The sequence below is a fragment of the Algibacter sp. genome (genome assembly GCF_039977455.1).
Taxonomy (GTDB): Bacteria; Bacteroidota; Bacteroidia; order Flavobacteriales; family Flavobacteriaceae; genus Algibacter_B.
Map to the genome: position 1 here is coordinate 137,553 of NZ_JBDWDG010000012.1, position 23,613 is coordinate 161,165.

19 protein-coding genes are annotated in these 23,613 nt (G+C 33.2%); 1 reads left to right on the forward strand and 18 read right to left on the reverse strand.

Annotation, left to right across the window (positions count from 1 at the left end):
- The 5 genes from ABJM36_RS03685 to ABJM36_RS03705 all read right to left on the reverse strand — a co-directional run bounded on the left by ABJM36_RS03685 (position 1) and on the right by ABJM36_RS03705 (position 10,225).
- Positions 1 to 3,204 carry a TonB-dependent receptor gene (locus ABJM36_RS03685; protein WP_348449297.1) on the reverse strand — a complete coding sequence of 1,068 codons (3,204 nt, stop codon included), beginning with the start codon at positions 3,202 to 3,204 and terminating at the stop codon, positions 1 to 3.
- Between the two features lie 619 nt (positions 3,205 to 3,823).
- Positions 3,824 to 5,236: a hypothetical protein gene (locus tag ABJM36_RS03690; RefSeq protein WP_348449299.1), complete on the reverse strand. Its 1,413-nt coding sequence runs from the start codon at positions 5,234 to 5,236 to the stop codon at positions 3,824 to 3,826.
- A gap of 40 nt (positions 5,237 to 5,276) precedes the next feature.
- Entirely contained in the window at positions 5,277 to 6,647 is a 1,371-nt protein-coding gene (locus tag ABJM36_RS03695) for an FGGY family carbohydrate kinase (protein ID WP_348449301.1), read from the reverse strand.
- Between the two features lie 97 nt (positions 6,648 to 6,744).
- Positions 6,745 to 8,025, reverse strand: coding sequence for a sugar isomerase (locus tag ABJM36_RS03700; protein ID WP_348449303.1), 1,281 nt, complete (start codon positions 8,023 to 8,025; stop codon positions 6,745 to 6,747).
- A 94-nt stretch (positions 8,026 to 8,119) separates the two neighbouring features.
- Positions 8,120 to 10,225, reverse strand: a complete 2,106-nt coding sequence (locus ABJM36_RS03705; protein ID WP_348449305.1) for a bifunctional aldolase/short-chain dehydrogenase — start codon at positions 10,223 to 10,225, stop codon at positions 8,120 to 8,122.
- Positions 10,226 to 10,710: 485 nt separating this feature from the next.
- Here ABJM36_RS03705 and ABJM36_RS03710 point away from each other — a divergent pair, with 485 nt between their 5' ends.
- On the forward strand, positions 10,711 to 11,757 hold the full coding sequence (locus ABJM36_RS03710; RefSeq protein WP_348449307.1) for a GntR family transcriptional regulator: 1,047 nt from the start codon (positions 10,711 to 10,713) through the stop codon (positions 11,755 to 11,757).
- 478 nt (positions 11,758 to 12,235) lie between these two features.
- On the opposite strand, the gene ABJM36_RS03715 is transcribed toward ABJM36_RS03710, so the two are convergent.
- The 13 genes from ABJM36_RS03715 to ABJM36_RS03775 form a co-directional block, all read right to left on the reverse strand.
- Positions 12,236 to 12,694 (reverse strand): DinB family protein, encoded by a 459-nt coding sequence (locus ABJM36_RS03715; RefSeq protein WP_348449309.1) that lies wholly within the window; start codon positions 12,692 to 12,694, stop codon positions 12,236 to 12,238.
- Positions 12,695 to 12,717: 23 nt separating this feature from the next.
- The gene (locus tag ABJM36_RS03720) at positions 12,718 to 13,596 is read right to left on the reverse strand and encodes an RsiV family protein (protein ID WP_348449311.1); all 879 of its coding nucleotides are present in this window, start codon (positions 13,594 to 13,596) and stop codon (positions 12,718 to 12,720) included.
- A gap of 92 nt (positions 13,597 to 13,688) precedes the next feature.
- Positions 13,689 to 14,144, reverse strand: coding sequence for a pyridoxamine 5'-phosphate oxidase family protein (locus tag ABJM36_RS03725; RefSeq protein WP_348449313.1), 456 nt, complete (start codon positions 14,142 to 14,144; stop codon positions 13,689 to 13,691).
- A 78-nt stretch (positions 14,145 to 14,222) separates the two neighbouring features.
- A complete protein-coding gene (locus ABJM36_RS03730) occupies positions 14,223 to 14,822 on the reverse strand; it encodes a CDP-alcohol phosphatidyltransferase family protein (protein ID WP_348449315.1) in 600 nt (199 codons plus the stop codon).
- Between the two features lie 87 nt (positions 14,823 to 14,909).
- On the reverse strand, positions 14,910 to 16,877 hold the full coding sequence (locus ABJM36_RS03735; protein ID WP_348449317.1) for a heavy metal translocating P-type ATPase: 1,968 nt from the start codon (positions 16,875 to 16,877) through the stop codon (positions 14,910 to 14,912).
- Positions 16,878 to 17,092: 215 nt separating this feature from the next.
- A complete protein-coding gene (locus tag ABJM36_RS03740) occupies positions 17,093 to 18,013 on the reverse strand; it encodes a mechanosensitive ion channel domain-containing protein (protein WP_348449319.1) in 921 nt (306 codons plus the stop codon).
- Between the two features lie 9 nt (positions 18,014 to 18,022).
- Complete coding sequence (locus tag ABJM36_RS03745; protein ID WP_348449321.1) at positions 18,023 to 18,319, reverse strand: chaperone modulator CbpM; 297 nt, start codon at positions 18,317 to 18,319, stop codon at positions 18,023 to 18,025.
- Position 18,320: 1 nt separating this feature from the next.
- Positions 18,321 to 19,205, reverse strand: coding sequence for a J domain-containing protein (locus ABJM36_RS03750; protein WP_348449323.1), 885 nt, complete (start codon positions 19,203 to 19,205; stop codon positions 18,321 to 18,323).
- Positions 19,205 to 19,417, reverse strand: a complete 213-nt coding sequence (locus ABJM36_RS03755; protein ID WP_348449325.1) for a hypothetical protein — start codon at positions 19,415 to 19,417, stop codon at positions 19,205 to 19,207. The genes ABJM36_RS03750 and ABJM36_RS03755 overlap by 1 nt, the downstream gene beginning before the upstream one ends.
- Before the next feature lie 81 nt (positions 19,418 to 19,498).
- Positions 19,499 to 20,173 carry an ABC transporter ATP-binding protein gene (locus ABJM36_RS03760; protein WP_348449327.1) on the reverse strand — a complete coding sequence of 225 codons (675 nt, stop codon included), beginning with the start codon at positions 20,171 to 20,173 and terminating at the stop codon, positions 19,499 to 19,501.
- Position 20,174: 1 nt separating this feature from the next.
- Positions 20,175 to 21,437 (reverse strand): FtsX-like permease family protein, encoded by a 1,263-nt coding sequence (locus ABJM36_RS03765; protein ID WP_348449329.1) that lies wholly within the window; start codon positions 21,435 to 21,437, stop codon positions 20,175 to 20,177.
- Complete coding sequence (locus ABJM36_RS03770; RefSeq protein WP_348449331.1) at positions 21,434 to 22,516, reverse strand: efflux RND transporter periplasmic adaptor subunit; 1,083 nt, start codon at positions 22,514 to 22,516, stop codon at positions 21,434 to 21,436. Before ABJM36_RS03770 ends, ABJM36_RS03765 begins: the two co-directional genes overlap by 4 nt.
- Positions 22,517 to 22,518: 2 nt before the next feature.
- Positions 22,519 to 23,604 (reverse strand): site-2 protease family protein, encoded by a 1,086-nt coding sequence (locus ABJM36_RS03775; protein ID WP_348449333.1) that lies wholly within the window; start codon positions 23,602 to 23,604, stop codon positions 22,519 to 22,521.
- Positions 23,605 to 23,613: the final 9 nt, after the last annotated feature.

The following is a 23,613-nucleotide window of genomic DNA, read 5'->3' on the forward strand; positions in this document are numbered from 1 at the left end:
TTAAAAACTAACATTTATACCAAAAGTATATGCACTCATAACCGGTAAAGTTCCGCTTTGAGCTGATACGCCTCTTTCTGGGTCTCCTCCACCAAACCAATTCGTTATAATTAACGGATTATCTGCATTGGCATACATTTCTAAGGAACCGATTCCTACGTTAAGACGCTTTAAGAACTCAGAATTAAAGGTATACTTTAGGTTCACATTTTGTAATCGAACATAACCTCTAGATTGCAAGCCTAAATATCTAGAATCATTAAAATCTGGACGTAAGTTGGTAGTACTTTGGTTTTCTGGTGTCCACCAAGCGCCGTTATCTACATCGTTATAATCAAATCTATTTTGTAAAGAATTCTGTCTTGGATTTCCCCCTAAATAGTATCCATCACCTCCAAAGGTTCCAGTAAATAAGAAGTAAAGGCTAAAATCTTTGTAACTTATTGTGTTAGAGAATCCCATTCTGAAATTAGGGACAGTATAACCTAAAATTTTTCGATCGCCATCGGCAGTAATACCTGGTTCTCCGTCTAAATCTCTAAACATAGCATCACCAGGAGAGGCGCCAGTATCGGCTATATATTGCGTGTCACTTTCTTGTACAACACCAATATATTCGTAACCATAAATAGCTCCTAAGGACTCTCCTATAAATAGACTGTTAGAGATATCATCATCTTCAAAACCATCTCCATCAATATCATCACCGTATAACTTTGCAATTTTGTTGCGGTTTTTCCAATAGGTTAAATTTGAAGTCCAAGAAAAATTTTCGGTTTTCATATTAGTTGAACCTAGTGAAATTTCCACCCCTTGATTATCTATCTGACCTAAACTAGCCAAAATTGATGTAAAACCACTGGTATTTGGAATGTTACGATTAAATATTTGGTCTTCCGTTTTAGAAAAATACACATCAGCATCTAAGGTGATTTTGTTATTTAACCAAGCTGAATGAACCCCAAAGTTTAATGAAGTCGTAGATTCCCATCCTAGCTCAGCATTTCCCAAACTGGTTTGTTCAATTCCAAATTGACTAACGGAAGGGTTATCTCCAAAGGCATATTCAATATCCCCTGGTTGCCCTGTTATAACACCAGAAAGTGTCTCATATGGCGATAAACCTTGATTTCCATTTGTTCCGTAAGATGCATTTAATTTTAAATAATTAAGAACATTATTGTTACTTAAAAAGTTTTCTTCAGTAAGTGTCCATGCCCCACCAACAGACCAAAATGTACCAAATCTCTTGTCTGCACCAAAAACAGAAGCACCATCTCTTCTAACTGAAGCTGTTAAGTTATATTTACTGTCGAAACCATAAGCTACCCGACCTAAATACCCCACATTCGATCTTTCTGTAATATCATAGGCATTAGTTTGGTTGGTGGCAAAGGTTATACCATTAACACCTAAGCTCGTATTTCCTAACGCCGCAAAATCATTCCCTGATAATGTAGACACGTCAGATTTTCTATAATCTCTTGTGGCAACTAAGGTTAAATCTAAATCGTGTTTACCAAAATTTCTTTTATAATTAATAATGTTATCAATTACATAGTTATAATCCTTATATCTAGAATTAGACCCGTTTGCTTGTGATAAATTTGACTGTAAAGCAGACTGAGAATATCTATCAAAATAAGGTTCTCCTTCCGTAGGTAAACCAATATAATAGCTTTCATAGTAAAAACTATCTTGACTTCTAAATTGTGAGCTAAGCGAATAATTAATAGTGTATTTTAAACCTTTTACCCACGGCACTTTTACCGTGGCATTAGCGGCAAGCCTAAAATAGTTACGCTTATCAAACAAATCTCTAGTACCATCTGTACCCCATAAAGGACTTTCAACATTATTTGCTGTTGGATATCGTTCTAACGCTGTAGATGAATTGGAAGCCGTATTAAACGGTTGACCCTCGTATCGATAAGGATATCCTATTGGAGCCATAACCATAGCTCGCCCTAGGTTTGCTGTTACTCCAGAGAAATCACTATTGGTGTAAGAACCATCTAAACCAACTTCTAACCAATCGGTTACATCGGCTTGTAAGCGAGAGCGCAAAGACACTCTGTTAAACTCATCGCCTATAATAACTCCAGATTGGTCTTCATAACCTCCAGAGAAAAAATAATTAAAACTATCTGATCTACCAGAAACAGAAACATTATGTTTTTGAATTTCACCTGTTCGCGAAACTAAATCAATCCAATCTGTATCCACGCCTTCGTCTTGCAAAACATTTCTATATTCTTCCTCCCACACGATGTCATCTACGGTGGCTGCTCCTGTCTGGGTTGCATATTTTTCTAAATACCTATCTCGCGATAACAAATCTGGTTTATTTTGCCAAACATTAACACCTGATGATGACGAAAGCTTAATAAGCGGTTTTGAGGTTTTTCCTTTTTTGGTATTGACTAAAATAACGCCATTACCCGCACGAGAACCATAAACCACAGCTGCCGAAGCATCCTTTAGAATATCAATAGAAGCGATATCACTAGGGTTGATATCATTTATGCTTCCTAAGAACACAATACCATCAAGAACTATTAATGGGTCATTATTTCCATTTATAGAATTCTGCCCTCTAATTACAATACTAGGTGTTTGTCCTACTTGATTTTGTGTACCAATATTAATTCCCGGTGTAGCTCCTCTAACGGATTGTAAAATACTAGTATTAGAAGATAATGCAATTGGCGAATCCTCTAAATTTACACGCTCTACAGAACCTGTTATATCCTTTCGTTTTGCAGTACCATAACCAACAACAACAACCTCATCTAAACTTTGTGCGTCGTCTTCTAAAACAATTGTAATAGTGTTTTCTCCGTTTAACGTAACTTCCTTTGTTTTAAAGCCAACATAAGAAACTACCAAGACAGAGTCCTTATTATTTACTTCTAATGAAAATTTACCATCAAAATCTGAGTAAGTACCATTAGCTGTATCTTTTTCAAGAATACTTGCCCCTAAAAGCGGGACGTTATTGGCATCAACCACAATACCTGTAATAGTACTGTTTTGTATTAATCCACCTTTTTCTTTTAAATCAGGTTCATTAATAATAGTTGACGCAAAACTAATACTGTAAGAGCACAGTATCATAATTATACCCATTAATTTTACCCGCATATTTCCATGTAAGTAATAAAAATGGGATTTTCCCTTTTTTTTGAGTGTGGTTTCTTTCATAAATTTTAGTTTAGTTAACATTATTAGTGGTTTATTTTTTTTGAACTCAGGATTGTAGACATCCCTTTTCAGTTTAGGTTTAATAAAAGTATACTTAAGTTTCACATATACCATCCTGCACTATCCTGCACTGCCACTAGCTTTCAAAAAATATTTTATCAGAAAAATACCAAGTATTTGTAAGGCGAAATGTAATCCTGATTAGTTTTTAAATCAAAGAGGATGTCAACTTACAAAAAACATTGTCTTTTAAAAAAGACAGCTTATTATTAAGTAAATAAAGAAAAAAACATAACCGCTGCCTAACAATAGGATGTTGAGAAAAAAGAAAAGTCTAAATGGCGAATATTATCGTCTCACAACCATAGCGGCCTACTAAATAAAGAAAATTAGCAGCTTTTGCATGTCAAAATAAAAAGCATAAACTTATAGTATTTTGTCCTAAGATTTACTTTCTATGTTTTGATAAACAATGGTCGATATTCTCCAAAAAAATGAATTTTTGATGCATATTCCATTACTTCTTGATAGCTTATGATATAATGGAATTCTTTTTAACAAATTACTACACATTTTACCTCTAAAACGGCATATTAATACTCTAACTCTATTTTTAAGATTAGAAGTTCCTTTGATTATACTTACTAAACACCAAAAACAGTACTCCGCACAACAACCAAGCGGGCAAGGTTACAAATGATAAGAACACATTAAACTGAACGGAAATAAAATAAAACACTCCAAAACTAATGGCCCAGGCCAATAAAACCGACTTATTAAATTTGATATTCTTCACTTCAGCGTAATTTTTAATGATACCGAAACGTTTATGAAAGAAATGCTCAAACACGATAATCGCTCCAAACGGTGCTAAAATAAATCCGTAAAGCGCAACAAAACCTAAAAGTTTCATGGCAAAAGCAGGAAATAACCCTGCGATTGTTGCAATGGTTCCTGCTATAATAGTCACTTTGGCGGTAGATAATTTTGGCAAAATAGCCTGAAAAGCTAACCCTGCTCTGTAAATCGTAGGGTTTGCTGTGGTCCAACCTGCCAATACCACGGCAATGATACCGAATATTCCAATGGCATTGTTCGCCAATGGCCCTGGCGCAACCGGAGGTGCCTCGCCATTGCTCAAAAATGCTTGTGCCTCTGGTGACTTTAAATAAACCGCATATAATAATGCAGCTGCTATCCATGCCATATAATGTCCTACGTACATTCCGGCGGCAGTAGTCCAACCAGAACTCGCTTTTTTTGCAAAACGAAAAACCGATAAATCAGACATCCCAATGTGCATTGCGCTATTAGCAAACCAAGACCAGATCATAACATGCCAAAACGTATATTTTATTTGTCCTGGAAAAGGCGCTTTACCTTCCCCCCAAATATCCCAAAACTCAGAAAAGCTAGACACCTCCAATTGACTCAAAGCTACTATTCCACAAGCTAAAAATGCTAATACAATTACTGGCGACATCCAATTAGCAGCCTTCGATACGGTATCGTAACCTTTAGCAGCAACAACGGAAATTAAGGCTCCAATTAATATAACGATAACAATCCATGTCATTCCATTAGGCATGGTATCATCTAATTTTGGCATGGGCATATCAAAGGGAATACCAACTGCTGTGGCAGAAACAGTAATCATCGAGCCAGCCAAAAAACAGAATAGGATTCCATTAGCTAAATTATAAGCAGTTACAAGGTTTTTACCACTTATTTTTTCTAGCTGAAAATACAATGTTAGTCTATTTTTTACTGCTATTTCTGCTGTTAAAAACCGCCAAGATAACACGGCTAACAAATTACCAAACAACAGACCTACCAACAAATCGAAAGCACTTACGCCTGCCGTTAAAAACAAAGGGCCTATCATAAATTCCGTTCCCGCAGCATGCTCACCGGCGTACATACCTAAAAAACTTTTCCAGCCTTTTAAATTTGATTTAGGAACAGGGGTTCTTTCAAATTCCCCCCCTGAAAGGTCTTCAATAATTTCTTCTTCTACATGTGATAATGCCATAGTGGTAAATGTGTTTAGTTAGTTGGTGGTGCGGTTTTCTTTATTTGGTTATAAACGGAACATGCTTTTTCAATGAATAATTTTTCTTTAAGAATTTTGAATTTAGTTTTTTATCTGAAATTGATATTGCTGCTCCCAATGCGGAACCTAATGAGGAATCAGTGGTTCTTAATTTCATATGTCTAAAAAAGTGTGACAATAGTTTTATAAACAAGTCGTTATCACTAAAACCACCGTCAACATACAAGCGTTTAATATCATCATTCCCAACTACATCTTTTATGCTATTTATTTGTAAAAGGACAAGTTCTGTCATTAATTGGTGGTAGGCGTATTCAAACGTGTCATGGGTCATTTTAGTTTCTACAGGCATGTCTTTATCAACAATGCTTTCCCATTTAAACATATGCTTAAAATCCCGCATTATTTCAGAATACACCTCAAAATCGAACTTTACATGACGATGATATTCTTCACTTACTCCAAATTGTTTACTCAATTCCTCTATTTGGAGTTTATACTCGTTACCTAAAAACAGGCGGGTTGCTTTAACCGGTTTTCCGTTAATTCTCATATAATTAATCGAATCTTCGGCATCGGTATCTTCCACCATAGGGTGATCAGTAAACGGATTTAAACAAATGCTCCAAGTACCCGTGGATACTAAAACAAATTTTTTCTTTACGCTACGCACATACGGTAATAAAGCTGAAGAACTATCGTGAATACCTACCCCAATTTTAATACGCTTTCCGTTGTAGTTCATATTAATACTAGTTTCGGTAGAAACGATGGGCGGTAAAATTTTGTGTAGTTCTTCTTTATACACCCAACTATGGTAATCTTTTTTGGTGTAATCCCAAAGTGCCGTATGGCAGCCAATACTAGTATATTCACTTAAAGGTATCCCTGTAAAAACATAACTTAAATATTGCGGCAAGTGCAGCGAATATTTTATTTTTTTAAATATCTCTGGCTTAGTATGCTTGATCCAATAGAGCTGTAAACCTGAATTTAAAAGGCTTAAATCGAAACAGCCTGTAGTTTTTAAAAACGATTCTTTCGGGCCATATTTTTCAATAAAAGAATCGATAACGCTCTGGTCGATTTGTTTGGTGTAATTATAGAGTGGCGTTAATACTTCTCCATTTTCATCTAAATGAACAAAACTAGCACCATAAGTTGAAAAATTGATTGCCGTTACGTTAAACTCTGAAGCTTCTAATATATTTTCGAAAACACGTTTAAGCCATCCTTGCAGGGCTTTAAGGTTTTCAGAAGGGTGACCGTCCTCGTCCTCTATTTCATCAAATTTAGAATATTCTTTATAGACTTCTTTATAGTCTGTATCGAACAGAAAGAACTTTTTATTCGTTTTTCCTATGTCGAACACTGCCGTTACATTTATCATTTCACTTATTTAGTTTAAGAGAACTTATTAGTGGTTGGTTTTAGTTTGTTGATTCTTCGTTTAAAATACTCGTGATTCGGGCATTTTAAAAATTAAATTATAGTCCTGTGGCAACTGTATTTCTACCACGTTCTTTTATAAGCTCATTTCTAACCTCTAAAGTACGGTAAGCATTTAAAGGGCTTAAAGCACCACCACGTTCTAATCTTGCTTTTTCTAACAAGGGACGAACGTCAGTTCTATAAGCGTTTTGTAAAATTTCTTGGCATTTTACCACATCATGATTTAGTTGTGCTTGTTTTAATTGGTTTTGATCGATTAAAAGTGCTTTTGCATAAGCTTCTTGTATAGCTTCTAAAGATTGAATTAAATCTTCTAAAGGATCTTTAATATTGTGGCTGGCATCAATCATCCACGCTAAATCTGGGTTTTGAGGATTATTTTCCATCCCATAAACCAACTCGTTAAATATTAGGAAAAGCGCATATGGTTTAATACTTCCAACAGTTAAATCGTCATCCCCATATTTGCTGTCATTAAAATGAAAACCTCCTAGTTTCCCTTTAGACATTAAGACAGATACAATTTGTTCGATATTACTGTTAGGTAAGTGATGGCCTAAATCTACAAGTGAAAACGCTTTTTCTCCACAAGCATTAGCAAGCATGAATGAGGTTCCCCAATCTTGAATAACCGTACTATAAAAGTTAGGTTCGTAAGGCTTATATTCAATAAGCATATTCCAGTCGGTAGGAAGGCCTTTGTAGATTTCCTTTAAACTGTTTTCTGTATTTTGAAGCGCTGTTTGAAAATTGGTTTGCCCAGGAAAACAAGACCCGTCTGCCAGCCATACAGTTAAACTTTTTGAACCTAATTTGTTTCCAATATTTATAACATCTAAATTATGCTGAATGGCTTGTTGCCTTACTGCTTGGCTAATGTTACTTAGGGATCCGTATTTGTAGCTTTCTTTTGCATTTGTTTGGTCTTGAAAGGTGTTCGAATTAACAGCATCAAATTTAATATCTAACCCTGAAGCTATTTCTTTTATAGCATTATAGTCTTGAGGAATATCCCAAGGAATATGTAATGACACCGCTCCGGCAGTTTGTGTAAGCGCATGTAAAACCCCTACATCTTGTATTTTTTGTTCTAAACTAGATGGTTCTCCAAAAAATGAAAAACGCCCAAAACGAGTTCCGCCAGCACCTAATGCCCAACTTGGGATAGCGACTTGGAATTTAGCTAATTTTGAAACAATAGCATTAACATCATGTCCGTTTTTTGATAATCTGTTTGATAAAAAATCAAAATATTCATTATGATTTTCTAACCCTTTTTTATTGTAATCTGTGATTTGCTCTTTTTGTATATTCATAATTTTAACAGCTACTAAATAATGAAACTTCCATAAACTTCTAACTGAACTTTTGGAGGTTTTATCTTATTAGACTAAACAACTAACTCAAATACTATCTAACAAAGGCATTCGCCATTCCTCCATCTACATTAATGATATTTCCTGTAGACTTGTCTAAAATACTAACTAAAGAAAATACGCCATTGGCAATATCATCGGGTGTTATAATTTCATTTAACAAGTTTCTTTTGGCATAAAATGCTGGCAATTCCTCCACCGTAATTCCATTGGCTTTGGCTCGACCTTCAGCCCAAGCACCTTGCCATATTTTACTACCTACAATAACACCATCCGGATTTACTGTATTCACTCTAATTTTATCTTTCGCTAATTCAGCAGCTAATAAACGAACCATGTGTTGCTGTGCCGCTTTTGCTGTTCCGTATGCCACATTATTAGGGCCTGCTACCAATCCGTTTTTACTGGCTATAGAAATATAATTTCCGCCTAAACCTTGCTTACGCATAATGGCCGCAGATTGTTTTGCTAAATCAAACTGACCTTTAACTAAAATATTTTGTAAAATATTCCAGTCTTTATCTGTAGTATCTTCTAAAGGTTTAGAAATTGCTAACCCTGCACTGTGCACAATAATATCTACACCTCCAAACTCAATACATGCTTTTTTATAGGCATTAGCTATAGATTCTGTATTGGTAACATCACATACTGCATAGGTTGACACGTCTCTTTTATAGGTAGCGTGTGCTTCTTTTAAACTGTCTTCGTTAATATCGGTAAGAACTACATTAGCTCCTTCGGCAGCTAATTTATCTGCAATAGCCTTACCAATACCACCACCAGCACCAGTAACAAAAGCAACTTTACGAGATAATGGTTGTTCTTTTGGCATACGTTGTAACTTAGCTTCTTCCAATAACCAATACTCAATATCAAAAGCTTCTTGTCTTGGTAAAGATGTATATGAAGTGATTGCTTCTGCACCACGCATTACATTTATAGCGTTGATATAAAACTCATTTGCCACACGTGTAGTTTGTTTGTTTTTAGCAAAACTGAACATACCAACTCCTGGATAAATAATAATCACCGGGTTAGGGTCGCGCATGGCTGGACTGTTGTCTTTTTTGCAGGTGTTGTAATAATCGGCGTATTCTTGCCTATATTGCTCAAATGCAGGTTCTAGTTTTTTAAGAACAGCATCGCCATCTGACAAGTCTTCATTTGCATCTAAAGTCAATACCAACGGTTGAATTTTTGTTCTCAAGAAATGGTCTGGACAAGAGGTTCCCATAGGAGCCAATTGTTCTAAATCATTACTATTAATGAATTCCATAACCACATCGCTATCTGAAAAATGACCAATCATTCGGTTTTCAGAAGAACATAACCCTCTTAACAAAGGCATGATTTGCGCTGCTTTTTCTAAACGCTCTTCTTTTGGTAAACTTTCTACTTTTTGTCCGCCGAAAACTGAACCTTGTTCTTTTATTTTATTTTCGATGTATTCCGAAGCCATTTCAATAACTTCTAAACTGTTCATATAACATTCATAAGAGGTATCACCCCAAGTGAATAACCCATGAGACCCTAAAACAATACCACGAATACCCGGGTTATCTTCTAAACATTTTTCTATTTGTAAACCTAAATCGAATCCTGGACGTTGCCAAGGTACCCAGCCCATGGTATCTCCCCAAATTTCTTTGGTTACCTTTTTACTATCTTTTGCTGCTGCAACGGCTATTAGTGCATCGGGATGTAAGTGATCAATATGTGCAAAGGGTAATAAACCATGTAACGGTGTATCAATTGATGGTGCTTTACTATCTAAATCAAAAATACAGTGATTGAACAATCCAACCATTCTGTCTTCATCTTCTAAACCGCCATAAACATTTTTTAAATCACGTAATCGTTTTGTATAAATACCTGCGATACCACTTCTGTTTAAAGTCCCAATATCTCCTCCAGAACCTTTAATCCACATTACTTCAACATCTTCATTGGTAAGCGGGTCTTTTTCTATAGTTCTACAGCTTGTGTTACCACCACCATAATTAGTGATTCGTAAATCGGCTCCTAAAATATTTGATCTATATAAAAATAGAGCAACTTGGTCGTTTTTTAAAGATGTTGCTTTATCATCATCCCATAAATAATCGACGTGTTTAAAACTCTTAGTAATTTCTTTCATTTTAAATATATTTAGATAAATAATAATACCAAATATATATCTCAAATCGAACTTTTGTATCCTGTACTGTACTGTAATATTTGATAATGTTTACTATAAAAATGGTTTTTAACACCCCAAAAACACTTCATTAGACTGGTTTTCAACAACTTAATCACACTAGTCTTAAGATTTATTATTAACCATCAAAACATTTTAAATATTTGCATTGAGAACTTTCTTTACTAATTAACTCAATTGCTGGTAAAGCTACCGATGGGTTAAAACCAAATAAATATTTCACCCCACAGAATTACACGAAAAAGCACCTATTTTTTGTGGCAGAATTAAAATGGTTTAAAAAGCTGAATAGTTCATGAAGCTAAATAACCAATAAAACCTTTTAGAAAACGGTTTTTATATATACTTTTTTTTGTATAATTAAACCTAATTATAATCTATAACTAGATAATTAATTATTGCTATCTCCTAAAAAGCTAATAAAAATGAATCTAATTAAATTCATAAAGATTGACGAAAACTCGAGGGTTCCAAAGTACCAACAAATTATAGATTCTATAATAGACAATATCGCTTTAGGAAATTTAACAATGGACCAAAAAATTCCTTCAATAAATATGTTTAGTGAAGAATTTTACCTCTCAAGGGATACTGTTGAAAAAGCATATAGCATTTTAAAGAAAAGAAACATTATTACTTCTATTCGTGGTAAAGGTTACTACATTTCAAGAACCAAATTAATTTCTAAAGTCAATATTCTGTTTTTAATAAACAAACTAAGCTCCTATAAACTTAGAACTTACAATCATTTTATTGATGCGATTGGAGGCAATTCCTATACAGATCTTCATATTTATCATTGTGATGAATCATTGTTTTTAAACTTGTTGGATAAAAATAAATCGGCATATGATTATTACGTTATTATGCCTCACTTTAAAACAGAAGATTTAAAGCATATTACCATGACAGATGAGGTAATTAAAGCAATAAAACAAATATCTAAGGATAAACTAATTATTCTAGATAACATTAAGCCAAACACAGATAGCGGATTTGTAGAAATCTATCAAGATTTTGAAAACGACATATATTTTGCTTTAAAAGAAGCACTTCCTAAAATAAAAAAATATAAAAAAATCATGCTAATTTACCCCCAAAAGTCTGTATACCCATACCCTAGAAGGATATTAAATGGATTTAGAAAATTTTGCGCTGAACACAAACTAGATTTTGAAGTTCTTGAAAAAGTTTATGATGATATGATTTTAAAAAAGGGAGATTTATTTATTACAATTGAAGAAGCCGACTTAGTAAATTTGGTTAAACAAGTGAGAGAAGATGAATATAATTTGGGACGTGATATTGGTATTATTTCGTATAACGACACACCGCTAAAAGAACTTTTGGGCATAACTGTTATATCTACAGATTTTAAAATTATGGGAGAAACAGCTGCTGCCATGATTTTAAATAAGCAAAAAGGAAAAGTGAAAGTACCTTTTAATTTTATTGATAGAGATTCTCTTTAAAACAATAATAAACAACATAAGAGTCTTTTAAGGAAATTTCTAAATCTTCATTCCCCCCTCTCTTTTAACTGGGTTTTAACATACTGTTCTATGGATCAAAAAAAATGTAGTGCTCTCATTTTTTTAAACCTAAAAAATTCTTGGTTTTTCAATTTGGCTTATGACTAATAAACAAAGGCAAACGGATTTCCCCAAGCCGGACCATTATTTCTAATAACTAAGATTGAGGCTGGCAGGTTATCTTAAGTTTTTGGAGCTTTCAAAGTATGAGATACTTTTATTTGAGTGTATGCTCTGTTTATAAACCTTGGAATATGCATTTTTAGGTACAACAAATGAATGGTTCTTAATCCTATATTTTAGTTAGCCCTTAATGCCATGACATTAAAACTCATTATTCTTTAACTAATTCTTTACCTGAATTTAAATAAGCAGACAACCTACCTAAATACTAAAAAAGAATGATTGTGCCCTAAAATTAGATTTCTCCATACTTGTTAATAATGGCTAATTGACCTGCATGATACGTAGTGTGTGAGATTATCCTGCCAAAAGCTTCGGCCTTAGTTTTAGATCCAAATTCTTTAGTTACAATAGTAGTTTCCCAATCTGACTCTTTTTGTTCTTTTACAATAGCTTTTAATACTTCAAATGAATGGTTTACATATTTTAATAGCGCATTTATATTAGTCCACTCGCCAGTATCTTTTTGAGAAATGACTGTTTTAGCTATCACCCTAGTTTCTCTTGCTCCAAATACGTTTTTTGCAAAAAGTAATTCAACATCTCCAATGTGCCGAATTAGAAAACCAATACTGTTTGGTGAAGGTAAAAGTTTCTTTTTTAAGTCACCTTCGGAAAGATGAAGCAATTGGTTTGAAAATCGTGTTCTAGATTCAATCCAAAGTTCTAGTAATAATTGGGTTTTTGATTTCATTCTTAATTAGATTTAAAGCTATATTAAAAAACTAACGGATTAGCATCATATTTCTTTAAAACCGATAGCAAATCTGTTAAAGGAAGCTCAATTGAATACACACCTGTGTATGATGGGCATATTACACAATCATCAAAATAGAATTCGACATAAGTATTGTTAAGCACAAAGTTATTTTTACTAGTAAAGAAATCGTCTGAAGACACTTCCCAACAATCATAATACATATCCCCCTTACCAATTCGGGTATTTATGGTCTTATTTATAATTCCTACTAATTCTTCTTCGGACCCTAGATTAAAAAAGTCTTCATACGTCATAAAAACGCCCCTGTTTAAATCGAAATTAAAACAATCAAAAGAATAACTAGGATGCATCGCTCCATTATAAAAATTCTCTTTATAAAACAGCACGCTTATTAGCTCATCATTCACATTATAGATTTTGTAATCTATAAATCGCTTTTCTCTAAATTTTTCAGCTTCTATACTATCGCATAACAACTTACTTTCTAATATATCAGATTCTGTTTTGGTTATATTAACATAATAATTATTGATAAACTCATTAAAATTTCTGTTAGTTGGTTTATAAGATTCGTTAATTAACGGATATTTAAAATTAATGGTATAATCTTTCTTTTCAACGAGATATCTTCTATCAATAATTAATTCCTCAAGCTCTTCACTTTCATCTTTTTTTTCAATCAGTTGTTTTTGCTTTAACTCAATGGTAATAGATTTATCTAACGACTCAATATCGAAATCTTTTACCTGTATGGTATCTTCATAAACTTGGTTAACACTTTCAATATCCTCGTTCTCAAAAGTGGTTTCTTCTGGCTTGTCATTTTTACAAGCTAAAAACATAACTAATAGCGCAACTAGAAATAAATATTTCATCTGTTTTAATTTATTGTTTTATTCAAGTAATATGCCATTGGCATAATCCATTTAATTAATCTCAACTTAACCAATTTGGCTTATTTTATAAATTAGTTACGTCTAATTTTACCTGTAATTTCATCTACTCTTATTTGAAAAACAATTGGTAAGTCATCTTTATAAATTTTACTTGAAAATTCACTTATAAAATCCAATTTTCTATGTTCTTTATTAATGATTAAATCTTTAACACCTAAAGAAAAAATATGTAATTGGGCTTTGGCATCACTTCCTGATAGCTCCTTAAAAGTTCCTTGAGCAAGAACTGAATTCCAAGAATTAACAGAATCGACCTCTGAAACTCCAAGCGATACACTTACGTTTTTACGCATGGCTCTAATTTTGTGCCCTTCTGATGAATATCCAATAATAACATTATTTTTAGTATCAAAAAAATAAGTTATTGGCACTACATATGGTCTATCTCTGTAGATATAAGATAGATTACCTATATAATTTGATTCTAGAATTTTTATACTTTCATCCTTTTTTAAATTCCTAATCATGATATTGGATTTTTAGTGTTCCTTCTAAATTACTCAGAATATTTTTTTTATATTATGATATTGGTCAGTTCTCTTAAATTATAAATTAGTTGATTTTTTTTTCAGCCGTCTTTTATCTCTATAAGCCCAATAAATGCCTTTTACATCCGAAGCCCAATTATCGTACATAAAAATAAGGGTGATTTCTTCAAAAGTTTCCAATAATCCAGTACCAATCATGATGTAAAATAGCGTATTATTAGGTGAATAAAATAAAGCCCATAAAATAAAAACACTTTGCATTACAGCAGATAACTTTGCCAAATACGTATGAAATGCTGTTGCTTTCCCGTATTTATAATAAGCGATAACCATTTGTAAAACATAGGGAACAAATGCAATAAGAATTAATACAACGTTGTTCTTTATAAAATCTGATTCAAAATAAAACAAACCTATTAGGCCAACAATTAAAGTTGTTTGGTCTCCTAAAGAATCCAGTTGAGAACCTCTGGGGCTCGTGATTTTTAGTTTTCGTGCTATATACCCATCAATAGCATCTGTACAATAACTGATTAAAAGCAGCCAAGTAAAAATTAAGCGCTGGTCCAACCAAATAAGAGCTAACAGAAACGGTGCAGCAAAAATTCTGTAAAATGAAAACCAATCTGCAATGTTGAAATTTTTAAAAGTGAACATAAAAATGTCTATTTACGTAAAACTAAGACATTGCCATTGTATTGAAAATGAGGAATATCAGTTAAATCTTAGCTTCTATAACATGAATCAATTCATTTTATAACGAAGCAATCGCAAAGCATTTAATGCTACAACAAGGGTTGAACCTTCGTGAAAAGCAACTGCTAAACCTATATTTGTCAATCCTAAAATTGTTACAGGTACTAGAAGCACCACAACTCCAAGACTTATAAAAATATTCTGTTTAATGATGTGCTTAGACGCTCGACTCAAACCTATAACAAAAGGTAAATTTTCAATTTTATCAGACATTAGAGCTACGTCGGCTGTTTCGAGAGCGACATCGCTACCGGCTGCTCCCATAGCTATACTTACGGTACTTAAAGCCATTGCTGGGGCATCATTAACACCATCGCCAACCATTGCTATTTTCTTATCGCGCTTGATTAATTCTTTTACAGCTAAAACTTTACCTTCTGGAAGTAAGTTCCCTTTAGCTTCAGTCAGCCCTATTTGTTTTGCAATAGCATTTCCAACGTTTTGATGGTCGCCAGTAAGCATTATCATGTGTTTAATACCTATTACTTGTAATCGTTTTAAGGTAGAAGCAGCAGTTTTTCGAGGTAAATCCATTACACTAATTAATCCAATAACCTTATTTACATACGAAATTAACATTACGGTATGTCCATTTTGAAGAAGCTCATTCATGTTAGAGAGGATAATGTCATTTACTTTTATACCTGCATTTTCCATCAGTTTTACATTACCGACAAATACTTTTTTAGTCCCATAATTGGCCTGAATACCCTTTCCCTGAATGGCATTTACGTTAGAAGCTTTGTTTTGTGGCACTATATTAAATTTTTTACTAAGATCATTTGTTATAGCCTTGCCTAAAGGGTGATTGCTTAAGCTCTCCACGTCTAATACTAATTGCGCTAACTCCTTTACATCAAAATTGTTCAAAGGAATTAAATTTGTAAGTTTTGGTTTACCCTCTGTTAATGTACCCGTTTTATCAAATGCAATAGTTGTAATTCCTCCTAAATCCTCCAAAGCTTTTCCGCCCTTAATGAGAACGCCTTTTTGCGCTGCCCGTGCTATTCCGCTTAAAACAGCACTTGGCGTAGAAATTGCCAATGCACAAGGGCTAGCAGCAACTAATACGGTAATGGCTCTATATAAACTAAGATTAAAACTCTCATCTATAACCAAGAATGCAAAACACAGTAAAAACACCACAATAATAACTATAGGTACATACCATTTTTCAAACTTTTTAGTGAGTCGCTGTGTTGGCGATTTTTGAGCTTCAACCTCACTAACCATTTTAATTAATCGTGAAACTGTAGAATCCTTGGTGAGTTTAAGCACTAAAACCTCAACACTATTATCCCCATTAATGGTGCCTGCAAACACCACATGCGTTTTATCAATATCTTTAAAGTCAGGTAAATTAGTTGTCTTTTCAATGCATGTTTTGTCAACAGGGATGCTTTCTCCCGTAATTGGTGCCTGATTGATACTTGAGCTACCGCTTACAATAACACCATCTGCGGCTATTTTTGTATTGGGTTTCACTACAATAACGTCATCTATTTTTAGATTTTCTATGGATACTTCTTCAAGATTTCCGTCTTTTTTAATTAATGCTGTCTTTGGGGATAGATGACCTAAAGCTTCAATTGATTTTTTAGCTTTATTCATCGCGTAATGCTCCAAAGCGTGCCCCAAACTAAACAGAAACAAAAGCAATGCGCCTTCTGCCCAACAACCAATATAAGCGGCTCCAACTGCAGCAGCAATCATTAAAAAATCAATATCAAATTCGCCCTTCGGTATTTTTTTATACGCTTCTAAGGAGATAAAGACACCCCCAAAATAATAGGATACAATGTAGCTCAATAAAGACGCCCAATCCGGTAAGTCCGTTAATTTAGCTATTATAAAGCCTATGGTGAGAAACACCCCACATAAAATTGCAAAATAGAGTTCTGTTTTTTTACCTAAAACTTGATGATGTTGGTGGGGTAATTGTTCTTTATTTGCCATTAATAATGATGTGTTGTAGATTCAAAATTAACAATACTAAAAAAAACTAAACTCATAATTATCATTGAAGTAGCATTGTTAATCCAATAATTTTATAAGATAAAAAATTAAAAACTATAAAAAAAGTAGCTATTTATATTTTAAGGCTTATTCAGTATTCATATCTTTAAAAGAGCGTATCAGATATTAAATAGAACATAAACTTAAAGTGGCTACTATTGCTTTTTAGCTTCTTCTGATGTTATCTTTAATTCAGGAATTTTAATAAGCTCTATTGTTGTCGATGCTAATACCACTTTTCCGTTGGTTTTTTCAAAAGCTTTTCGAATATAATCGTGAAGAAGATGTCTAGTTAATCTTCTTTTTTTGTAATCTACAATATATCTTAAATTGAATTCCACCCAATTATCGGTAAGTCTAATAGCCAGTGTAGGTTCCACTACAGCATCTTCAATATAATACTTCTTTACAACGGTTTCCCATTGCGATTTGGATGCTTTGGTATATTCGGAAAGTGTTTCTGAAGCAATTTTAATAACCATAGATTTTGCAAGCTCCATATCTGAACCATACCGGATTGGCAAATTGAATTGATCCCATATAAACGGAAAATCTTGCGAATAGTTATAGATTGGTCCTTTAAAAACAAAGGCATTACTAAGCTTTACAATGCGCCCACTATAATTATCACTTTCTACCCATTGACCTATTTCCATCATGGTTGTATAAATGCTATCTACATCGATCACATCGCCTTTAATACCATTAATTTCTATCCTATCGCCAGGCTTATAAACTTTAACCAGAAAAATATAGATAGACCCAGCAATGCTTAAAATTAATTCTTGTAACGTAAATGCCAAACCAGCGGTAAACAATCCTATGATTATGGTAAAATCCTTAATTGCACCAGAAAAATAAGTAATGGCCAAAAAAATTAACAACACATAACCTACAATCTCTATCCCCTTTTGTGCCTTATAACGTATTACAGTATTTGAAATGCGCTTTTTCAAGTAACGTCTTACCAGCTGGATAGCCAACAAAATAAGAAATAGTATAGCAAGAAATCTAATTACATTCCAAATAAATGGATTTGTATTTAACCATTCTTTTATGTATTCTATTGATGTCATAATAGATGATTAAAAATCCTCGAAAGCATTCAATTTGTTTTTTAAGACACGTATTTCTTCCTGAAGCTGTTCTACTTGTTTCAAAAGATTATAAATGGCATCTATCCCTTCAAAATTAATGTCTAGATCATAATGCATTCGCATCATTTTTTCAATAGCATTAAGCTGATTAGTCTGCAAATAATCTTGGTTATCGGTAATGGTGATTTCGATTAATTCGTATTCTTGTAAAGCGTTAATAAACCTTACAGGTACATTATAATGCGAACAAAATTGTTGTATCGATATGAGTTGTGTTGTGTCCATATTATCGCAATTTTGAGAGTTCTTTAAAAAGTTCTTTTTCTTTTTCTGAAAGATTTACTGGTGTTTTTATGGTATAAGTCACGTACAAATCCCCAAATTGCCCTTCTTTTTTATACTTTGGAAAGCCTTTGCCTTTTAGCTTTACTTTGGTTCCGTTTTGGGTTTCTGGTTTTACGGTCAGTTTTACTTTTCCATCAAAGGTATTAACCATAATGTCGCCACCTAAAAGTGCTTTATATAAATCTAAATCTACCGAAACATATAAATTATTGCCATCTCTTCTAAATACTGAGTTATTAGTCACTGAAAACTCAATATATAAATCGCCATTTGGCCCACCGTTTATACCTTTTCCACCATGCCCTTTTATCTTAATAACCTGTCCGTTTTCTACGCCAGCAGGAATGGTAATACGTATGTTTTTATTATTTACGGTTAATGTACGTTTGTGAGTGGTATAAACGTCCTTTAGGTCTAGTTGCAATTGCGCATTAAAATCCTGACCTCTAAATTTAACTTGTCGTCCGCCACTTCCAGAAGTTCTACCTCCAAACATATTTCCAAAAAAATCTGAAAAATCTTCTTCGGAATAACTTCCATGCGTCCCTTGCCTGCTTCTTTGATACTGCTCTTGCTTTTTAGCTTTATTGTATTCTTCGGCATGTTGCCAATGCTCTCCGTATTCATCGTACTTTTTACGATTTTCTGGATTACTCAAGACCTCATTAGCTTCATTTATTTCTTTAAACTTTTTTTCGGCTTGCTTGTCATTTGGATTTAAATCGGGATGGTATTTGCGTGCCAATTTACGATACGCTTTTTTGATATCGCTTTCAGAAGCTTTTTTTGAAACGCCCAGTATTTTATAGTAATCGATAAATGCCATTACTGTTTATTGTGAGTTTTACTGTATTGCTTTAATATTTGTTTTAAGCTTTCTAAATAATCTTCCATAATCGTTATGGTCATATCAGGATGAATTTCAGTTGGAATAGTCATCGGGTTTTCGTCTAACGTAGCATACAATTCAGGGTAATTTACCTCAATACTTGTGGTTAAAGTAAGGATTTGATTTTCTATGTCTTGAAGTGTTTTCATAGCATTTGCTTAAAACTTGATTATAAAGTTAGTTGCAAATAGGGATATTAAAAATGATTAATATCATGAATAACAGGTCAATTATAGAAGTATTTTTCCATCTTCCATTTGTATAATTCTATCGGTTTTATTTGCAAAATCTTCATCATGTGTAACTATTAATAGCGACAAACCTTGTTCGTAACTCAATTGTTTAAAAATGTTAAATACATTTCCGGCATTATGACTATCTAAATTTCCGGTAGGCTCATCTCCCATAATAATGGAAGGGTCATTTATAAGTGCTCGAGCAATTGCCACCCGCTGTTTTTCGCCACCCGATACTTGTGATGCTTTTTTATAAGCTAAATGTTCAATATTGAGCATTTTAAGTTTTTGTATGGCATTATGCTCAATTTCTTGAAATGATTTTTCTGCTAATTTTTTTGCAGGAAGCATCACATTTTCCAAAACCGAAAACTCTGAAAGTAAATAATGAAACTGAAACACAAAGCCAATATGTTTATTACGTAAATAAGACAAATGTGTGCTGTCTTGACCTGAAACAAGCTGATTATTAAGATACAGTTCACCTTCATAATCAGTATCCATGGTTGAAAGAATGTAAAGTAAGGTGGATTTTCCACATCCCGATTTTCCCATGATGGATGCAAATTCCCCTTTTTTAATTTGAAAACTGATATCCTTTAACACATGAAACTTCACAGGTTTTTTGAAATACTTATTAATATGTTTAGCTTCTAAAACAATACTCATATTACTGACCTCTTATAATTTTTACAGGATCTATTTTTTTTGCTTTTCTAGATGGTAAATAACCGGCAAGAAATGTTGAAAGCATCGCGAACGAAAACCCAATAATAAAGTACAACGGATCTTTATTTATAGGATACGTTTCTACTGTAGGTAAGGCTTCTGTTTTAAAGGGAATAGTTTCAATTAAACTTGTTAATCCGAAACCAATTAGCAAACCTAAAACTCCTCCTACGAAACCAATAATCATGGCTTGACTCATAAAAATAAATTGGACATCTTTACCCGAAAACCCAGTTGCTTTAAGAATAGCAATGTCATTCATTTTTTCATAAATAAGCATATTCAAGATGTTATAAATACCAAATCCTGCAACTATAAGAAGTGTTATAGACACAGCATACGTAATGAGGTTTCTTACAGTTGTTCCTGTTTCAAATTGTGCATTTGCCGTTTTTATATCAATAGCTTTAAGTTTAAATTGTTGCTCTATTTTTTTAGCTAATGGAATCGCTTTCTCCATATCATATAGCTTTACATTAATATCTGTAATATAATTATTGGCTTCCCCTAAAATTCGCTGTACCGTTTTAATGTTGGTAAAACTTTGTACAGCATCTAAATCAGCCACACCACTTTGATAAAAGCCTACAATTTTTAAAGGAAAAACCCCTCCATTTATTGGGCTCACTTGAACGCGATCACCAATTTTTAAGGCCATTTTTTTTGCTATACCAATTCCTAATAAAATCCCATTATCTGTGTTTTGCAAAGCTTCTGCAGCCCCCTCTACAATATAATCGCCCATATTAAAATATTTGGCTTCGTTCATTGGATTAATACCTATAAGGTTTCCCCCGAGTTCTATCGATCCAGCAATGTAAAAAATTTGTGTTTTTACCTGTGGAAGTGCTCCGCGTACTTTAATATCGTTTTCCAAGTATTTGATAATGGGTAAGGCATTATGGATTTTCTTCTGACTTAATTTTGGCTTGATAGAATGAATGACATTAAAACTATTATTATGGTTATCATATAATGAAACTGGTTGTTTTTTTGAAGGTTCGATTTCGTTATAAATATGAATGTGTGGTGTTTGATTCAGCATTAAATTATCCAACATAGTATTTAAACCTGTCATAAAACATACTAAAGTGATGTATGAACCAATACCAAATGTAACACCCAAAGCAGCAATAGATGTTTGCTTTATTTTGGTTAGCAAATGAGTTTTGGCAATACTTAATATGATACTCCAATTGGTCATTTGTCTGGTTTATAGATATAGGTATCTTTATTTATTCCCGAAAGTATTTCTATGGTATCCATATTTTGTACACCTGTATGTATTGTTACGATACCTTGATCCGTTTTAACTTTATTATCACCTATCAAATAAGCTTTAGGAATGGTTAATACTTTTTCCTTTTGGGCGATGATGATATTAGCCTCACCAGAAAGCCCTGGATACAATATTTTTGGTGGATTTACAAACACCGCTTCAACGGTAAATGTTTGGTTGCGTTCATCTTTTTTGGGATATATTTTAGAAATTTGAGCTTTAAAAACAGTATCTGCATAAGCCTCTAAAACAAGTAATACTTGTTGCGTATTGTTTATTCTAACAATATCCACCTCATCTACCAATAGGTTAATTATAAAACGATGAGCACTTCCTAACACTGCTAAAGGTTCCATGCTTGTTACAAGCTCACCTGGCTCTTTAAATAGTGCGTAAACTTTTCCATCCATTTTACTGGTAACCATAAAATCATTGGTTGCAATTGACGCCGTATCAAAGTTGTTTTGTGCTTGTTTTACTGCTGTTTGCAATTCATTTCTTGTTCTTTCGTATTTATGCTTTATAAGTTTTAATTGATTTGCAGCCAATTTATAAGCAAGCTTTTTAGTATCGTATTGCAATTTAGAGCCTATGCCCTGCTCCCAAAGGTTTTGTTGTCTGTAATAATTAACAGAATCATTTTTAAAGGTCAGTGTAGCGGCATCAATTTCATCTTTTATACTGCTCAAAATTGCTGCACTACCATTATAATTTTCTTGAGCAAGATGTAAAGCAAATTTGGCATTTTCACTATTTAATTTTGGTGTGCTATTTGTAATTTGAAATAAGGGATTACCTTGAGTTACTAGATCACCTTCTTTAACTAAAACCTCTTCTAAAATCCCTGAAACCACTGCATAAGCTCTATAGATACTATCTGGTTGAATGGTAGCTGACGCATAAACAGATTCTGTTAATGATTGTTCTACAGGTAAAATTTTATCTTGACTTTCTGTACAAGATATTGATAGCAATAAACCACTAATAAAAAACAATACTTTCATATCTAATACGCTAGTTTAGCCTGTAATGCTATATATTCATTTAAATTGGTAGCATCAATGGCTCCAAACAATTCCCCATTATTAACTACAGGAATATATTTTTGTTTGCCACTATAAATAAGTTGGTAAATGGATTTAAGGTTATCTGTGTGTTTCACTGTTTTAAAAGTGGTATCCATAACCGTTTCAACCAACACATCCTTATTAGAATTTTCTATTATTTTTCTGTGATACAAAATCCCTTTTATAACCCCATCCTCAACCACAACAAAATTAGTTTCCGTACCAGAAATAATCTTGTTAACGACTAAATCTATAGAATCTTTAGGTTTAAACCTTGTAATGTTGAGCAACATAGCTTCCTCAACAGTATGGTCTTTAAGCAATTCCATTTGCTGTACCGCCTGATTTTCTCCATAAGCACCTAAAAAAATAAATAAAGCTATAAAAACAAGAAACGGATTATAAAGCAATCCAACTAATAAAAACACCACGGCAATAAACTGACCTAGACTTGCAGCTATCAGGGTTGCTTTAGCTCTATTAAACTTTAGTGCCAATAAAGCTCTTAGCAATCGCCCACCATCCATTGGAAAAGCTGGTATCATATTAAACAATGCTAAAGCAACATTAGCTATAAACAAAATAAACAAGAAGTTCTGAAATGAAAAACTCACAAAAATATCATAAGCATCCGTGAAACTTTGATTAAAAAGCTCGTTAACAGGAGTAATAAAATAAAGTAAAATCGCTATAGCAACATTAACTAAAGGCCCTGCAATAACAATAAGAATCTCTTGTTTTGGTGACTCTGGAATTTTATCAAAACTTGCTACACCTCCTATGGGAAGCAATGTTATTTTTTCTGTTTTAACACCAAAATATTGAGCGGTTAAAGCATGTCCTAATTCGTGAAGTACAACACATACAAATACAGCCAATACAAAAGCTATATTAAATAATATACTTTCTGTACTACCACCTCGTTCTAGTTCATCAAAAACAATCCAAGCTATTAATAGAAAAAATGTCCAATGAATTTTTATTTTAATTCCAGAAATACTGCCTAAGTTAAAGTTTCCTTTCATTAGAAAAAT

What these genes read in the sequence shown, in the direction of transcription:
- ABJM36_RS03685 (WP_348449297.1), bottom strand. Translation starts at nt 3,204, where the DNA reads ATGAAAGAAACCACACTCAAAAAAAAGGGAAAATCCCATTTTTATTAC.
- ABJM36_RS03690 (WP_348449299.1), bottom strand. Translation starts at nt 5,236, where the DNA reads ATGGCATTATCACATGTAGAAGAAGAAATTATTGAAGACCTTTCAGGG.
- ABJM36_RS03695 (WP_348449301.1), bottom strand. Translation starts at nt 6,647, where the DNA reads ATGATAAATGTAACGGCAGTGTTCGACATAGGAAAAACGAATAAAAAG.
- ABJM36_RS03700 (WP_348449303.1), bottom strand. Translation starts at nt 8,025, where the DNA reads ATGAATATACAAAAAGAGCAAATCACAGATTACAATAAAAAAGGGTTA.
- ABJM36_RS03705 (WP_348449305.1), bottom strand. Translation starts at nt 10,225, where the DNA reads ATGAAAGAAATTACTAAGAGTTTTAAACACGTCGATTATTTATGGGAT.
- ABJM36_RS03710 (WP_348449307.1), top strand. Translation starts at nt 10,711, where the DNA reads ATGAATCTAATTAAATTCATAAAGATTGACGAAAACTCGAGGGTTCCA.
- ABJM36_RS03715 (WP_348449309.1), bottom strand. Translation starts at nt 12,694, where the DNA reads ATGAAATCAAAAACCCAATTATTACTAGAACTTTGGATTGAATCTAGA.
- ABJM36_RS03720 (WP_348449311.1), bottom strand. Translation starts at nt 13,596, where the DNA reads ATGAAATATTTATTTCTAGTTGCGCTATTAGTTATGTTTTTAGCTTGT.
- ABJM36_RS03725 (WP_348449313.1), bottom strand. Translation starts at nt 14,144, where the DNA reads ATGATTAGGAATTTAAAAAAGGATGAAAGTATAAAAATTCTAGAATCA.
- ABJM36_RS03730 (WP_348449315.1), bottom strand. Translation starts at nt 14,822, where the DNA reads ATGTTCACTTTTAAAAATTTCAACATTGCAGATTGGTTTTCATTTTAC.
- ABJM36_RS03735 (WP_348449317.1), bottom strand. Translation starts at nt 16,877, where the DNA reads ATGGCAAATAAAGAACAATTACCCCACCAACATCATCAAGTTTTAGGT.
- ABJM36_RS03740 (WP_348449319.1), bottom strand. Translation starts at nt 18,013, where the DNA reads ATGACATCAATAGAATACATAAAAGAATGGTTAAATACAAATCCATTT.
- ABJM36_RS03745 (WP_348449321.1), bottom strand. Translation starts at nt 18,319, where the DNA reads ATGGACACAACACAACTCATATCGATACAACAATTTTGTTCGCATTAT.
- ABJM36_RS03750 (WP_348449323.1), bottom strand. Translation starts at nt 19,205, where the DNA reads ATGGCATTTATCGATTACTATAAAATACTGGGCGTTTCAAAAAAAGCT.
- ABJM36_RS03755 (WP_348449325.1), bottom strand. Translation starts at nt 19,417, where the DNA reads ATGAAAACACTTCAAGACATAGAAAATCAAATCCTTACTTTAACCACA.
- ABJM36_RS03760 (WP_348449327.1), bottom strand. Translation starts at nt 20,173, where the DNA reads ATGAGTATTGTTTTAGAAGCTAAACATATTAATAAGTATTTCAAAAAA.
- ABJM36_RS03765 (WP_348449329.1), bottom strand. Translation starts at nt 21,437, where the DNA reads ATGACCAATTGGAGTATCATATTAAGTATTGCCAAAACTCATTTGCTA.
- ABJM36_RS03770 (WP_348449331.1), bottom strand. Translation starts at nt 22,516, where the DNA reads ATGAAAGTATTGTTTTTTATTAGTGGTTTATTGCTATCAATATCTTGT.
- ABJM36_RS03775 (WP_348449333.1), bottom strand. Translation starts at nt 23,604, where the DNA reads ATGAAAGGAAACTTTAACTTAGGCAGTATTTCTGGAATTAAAATAAAA.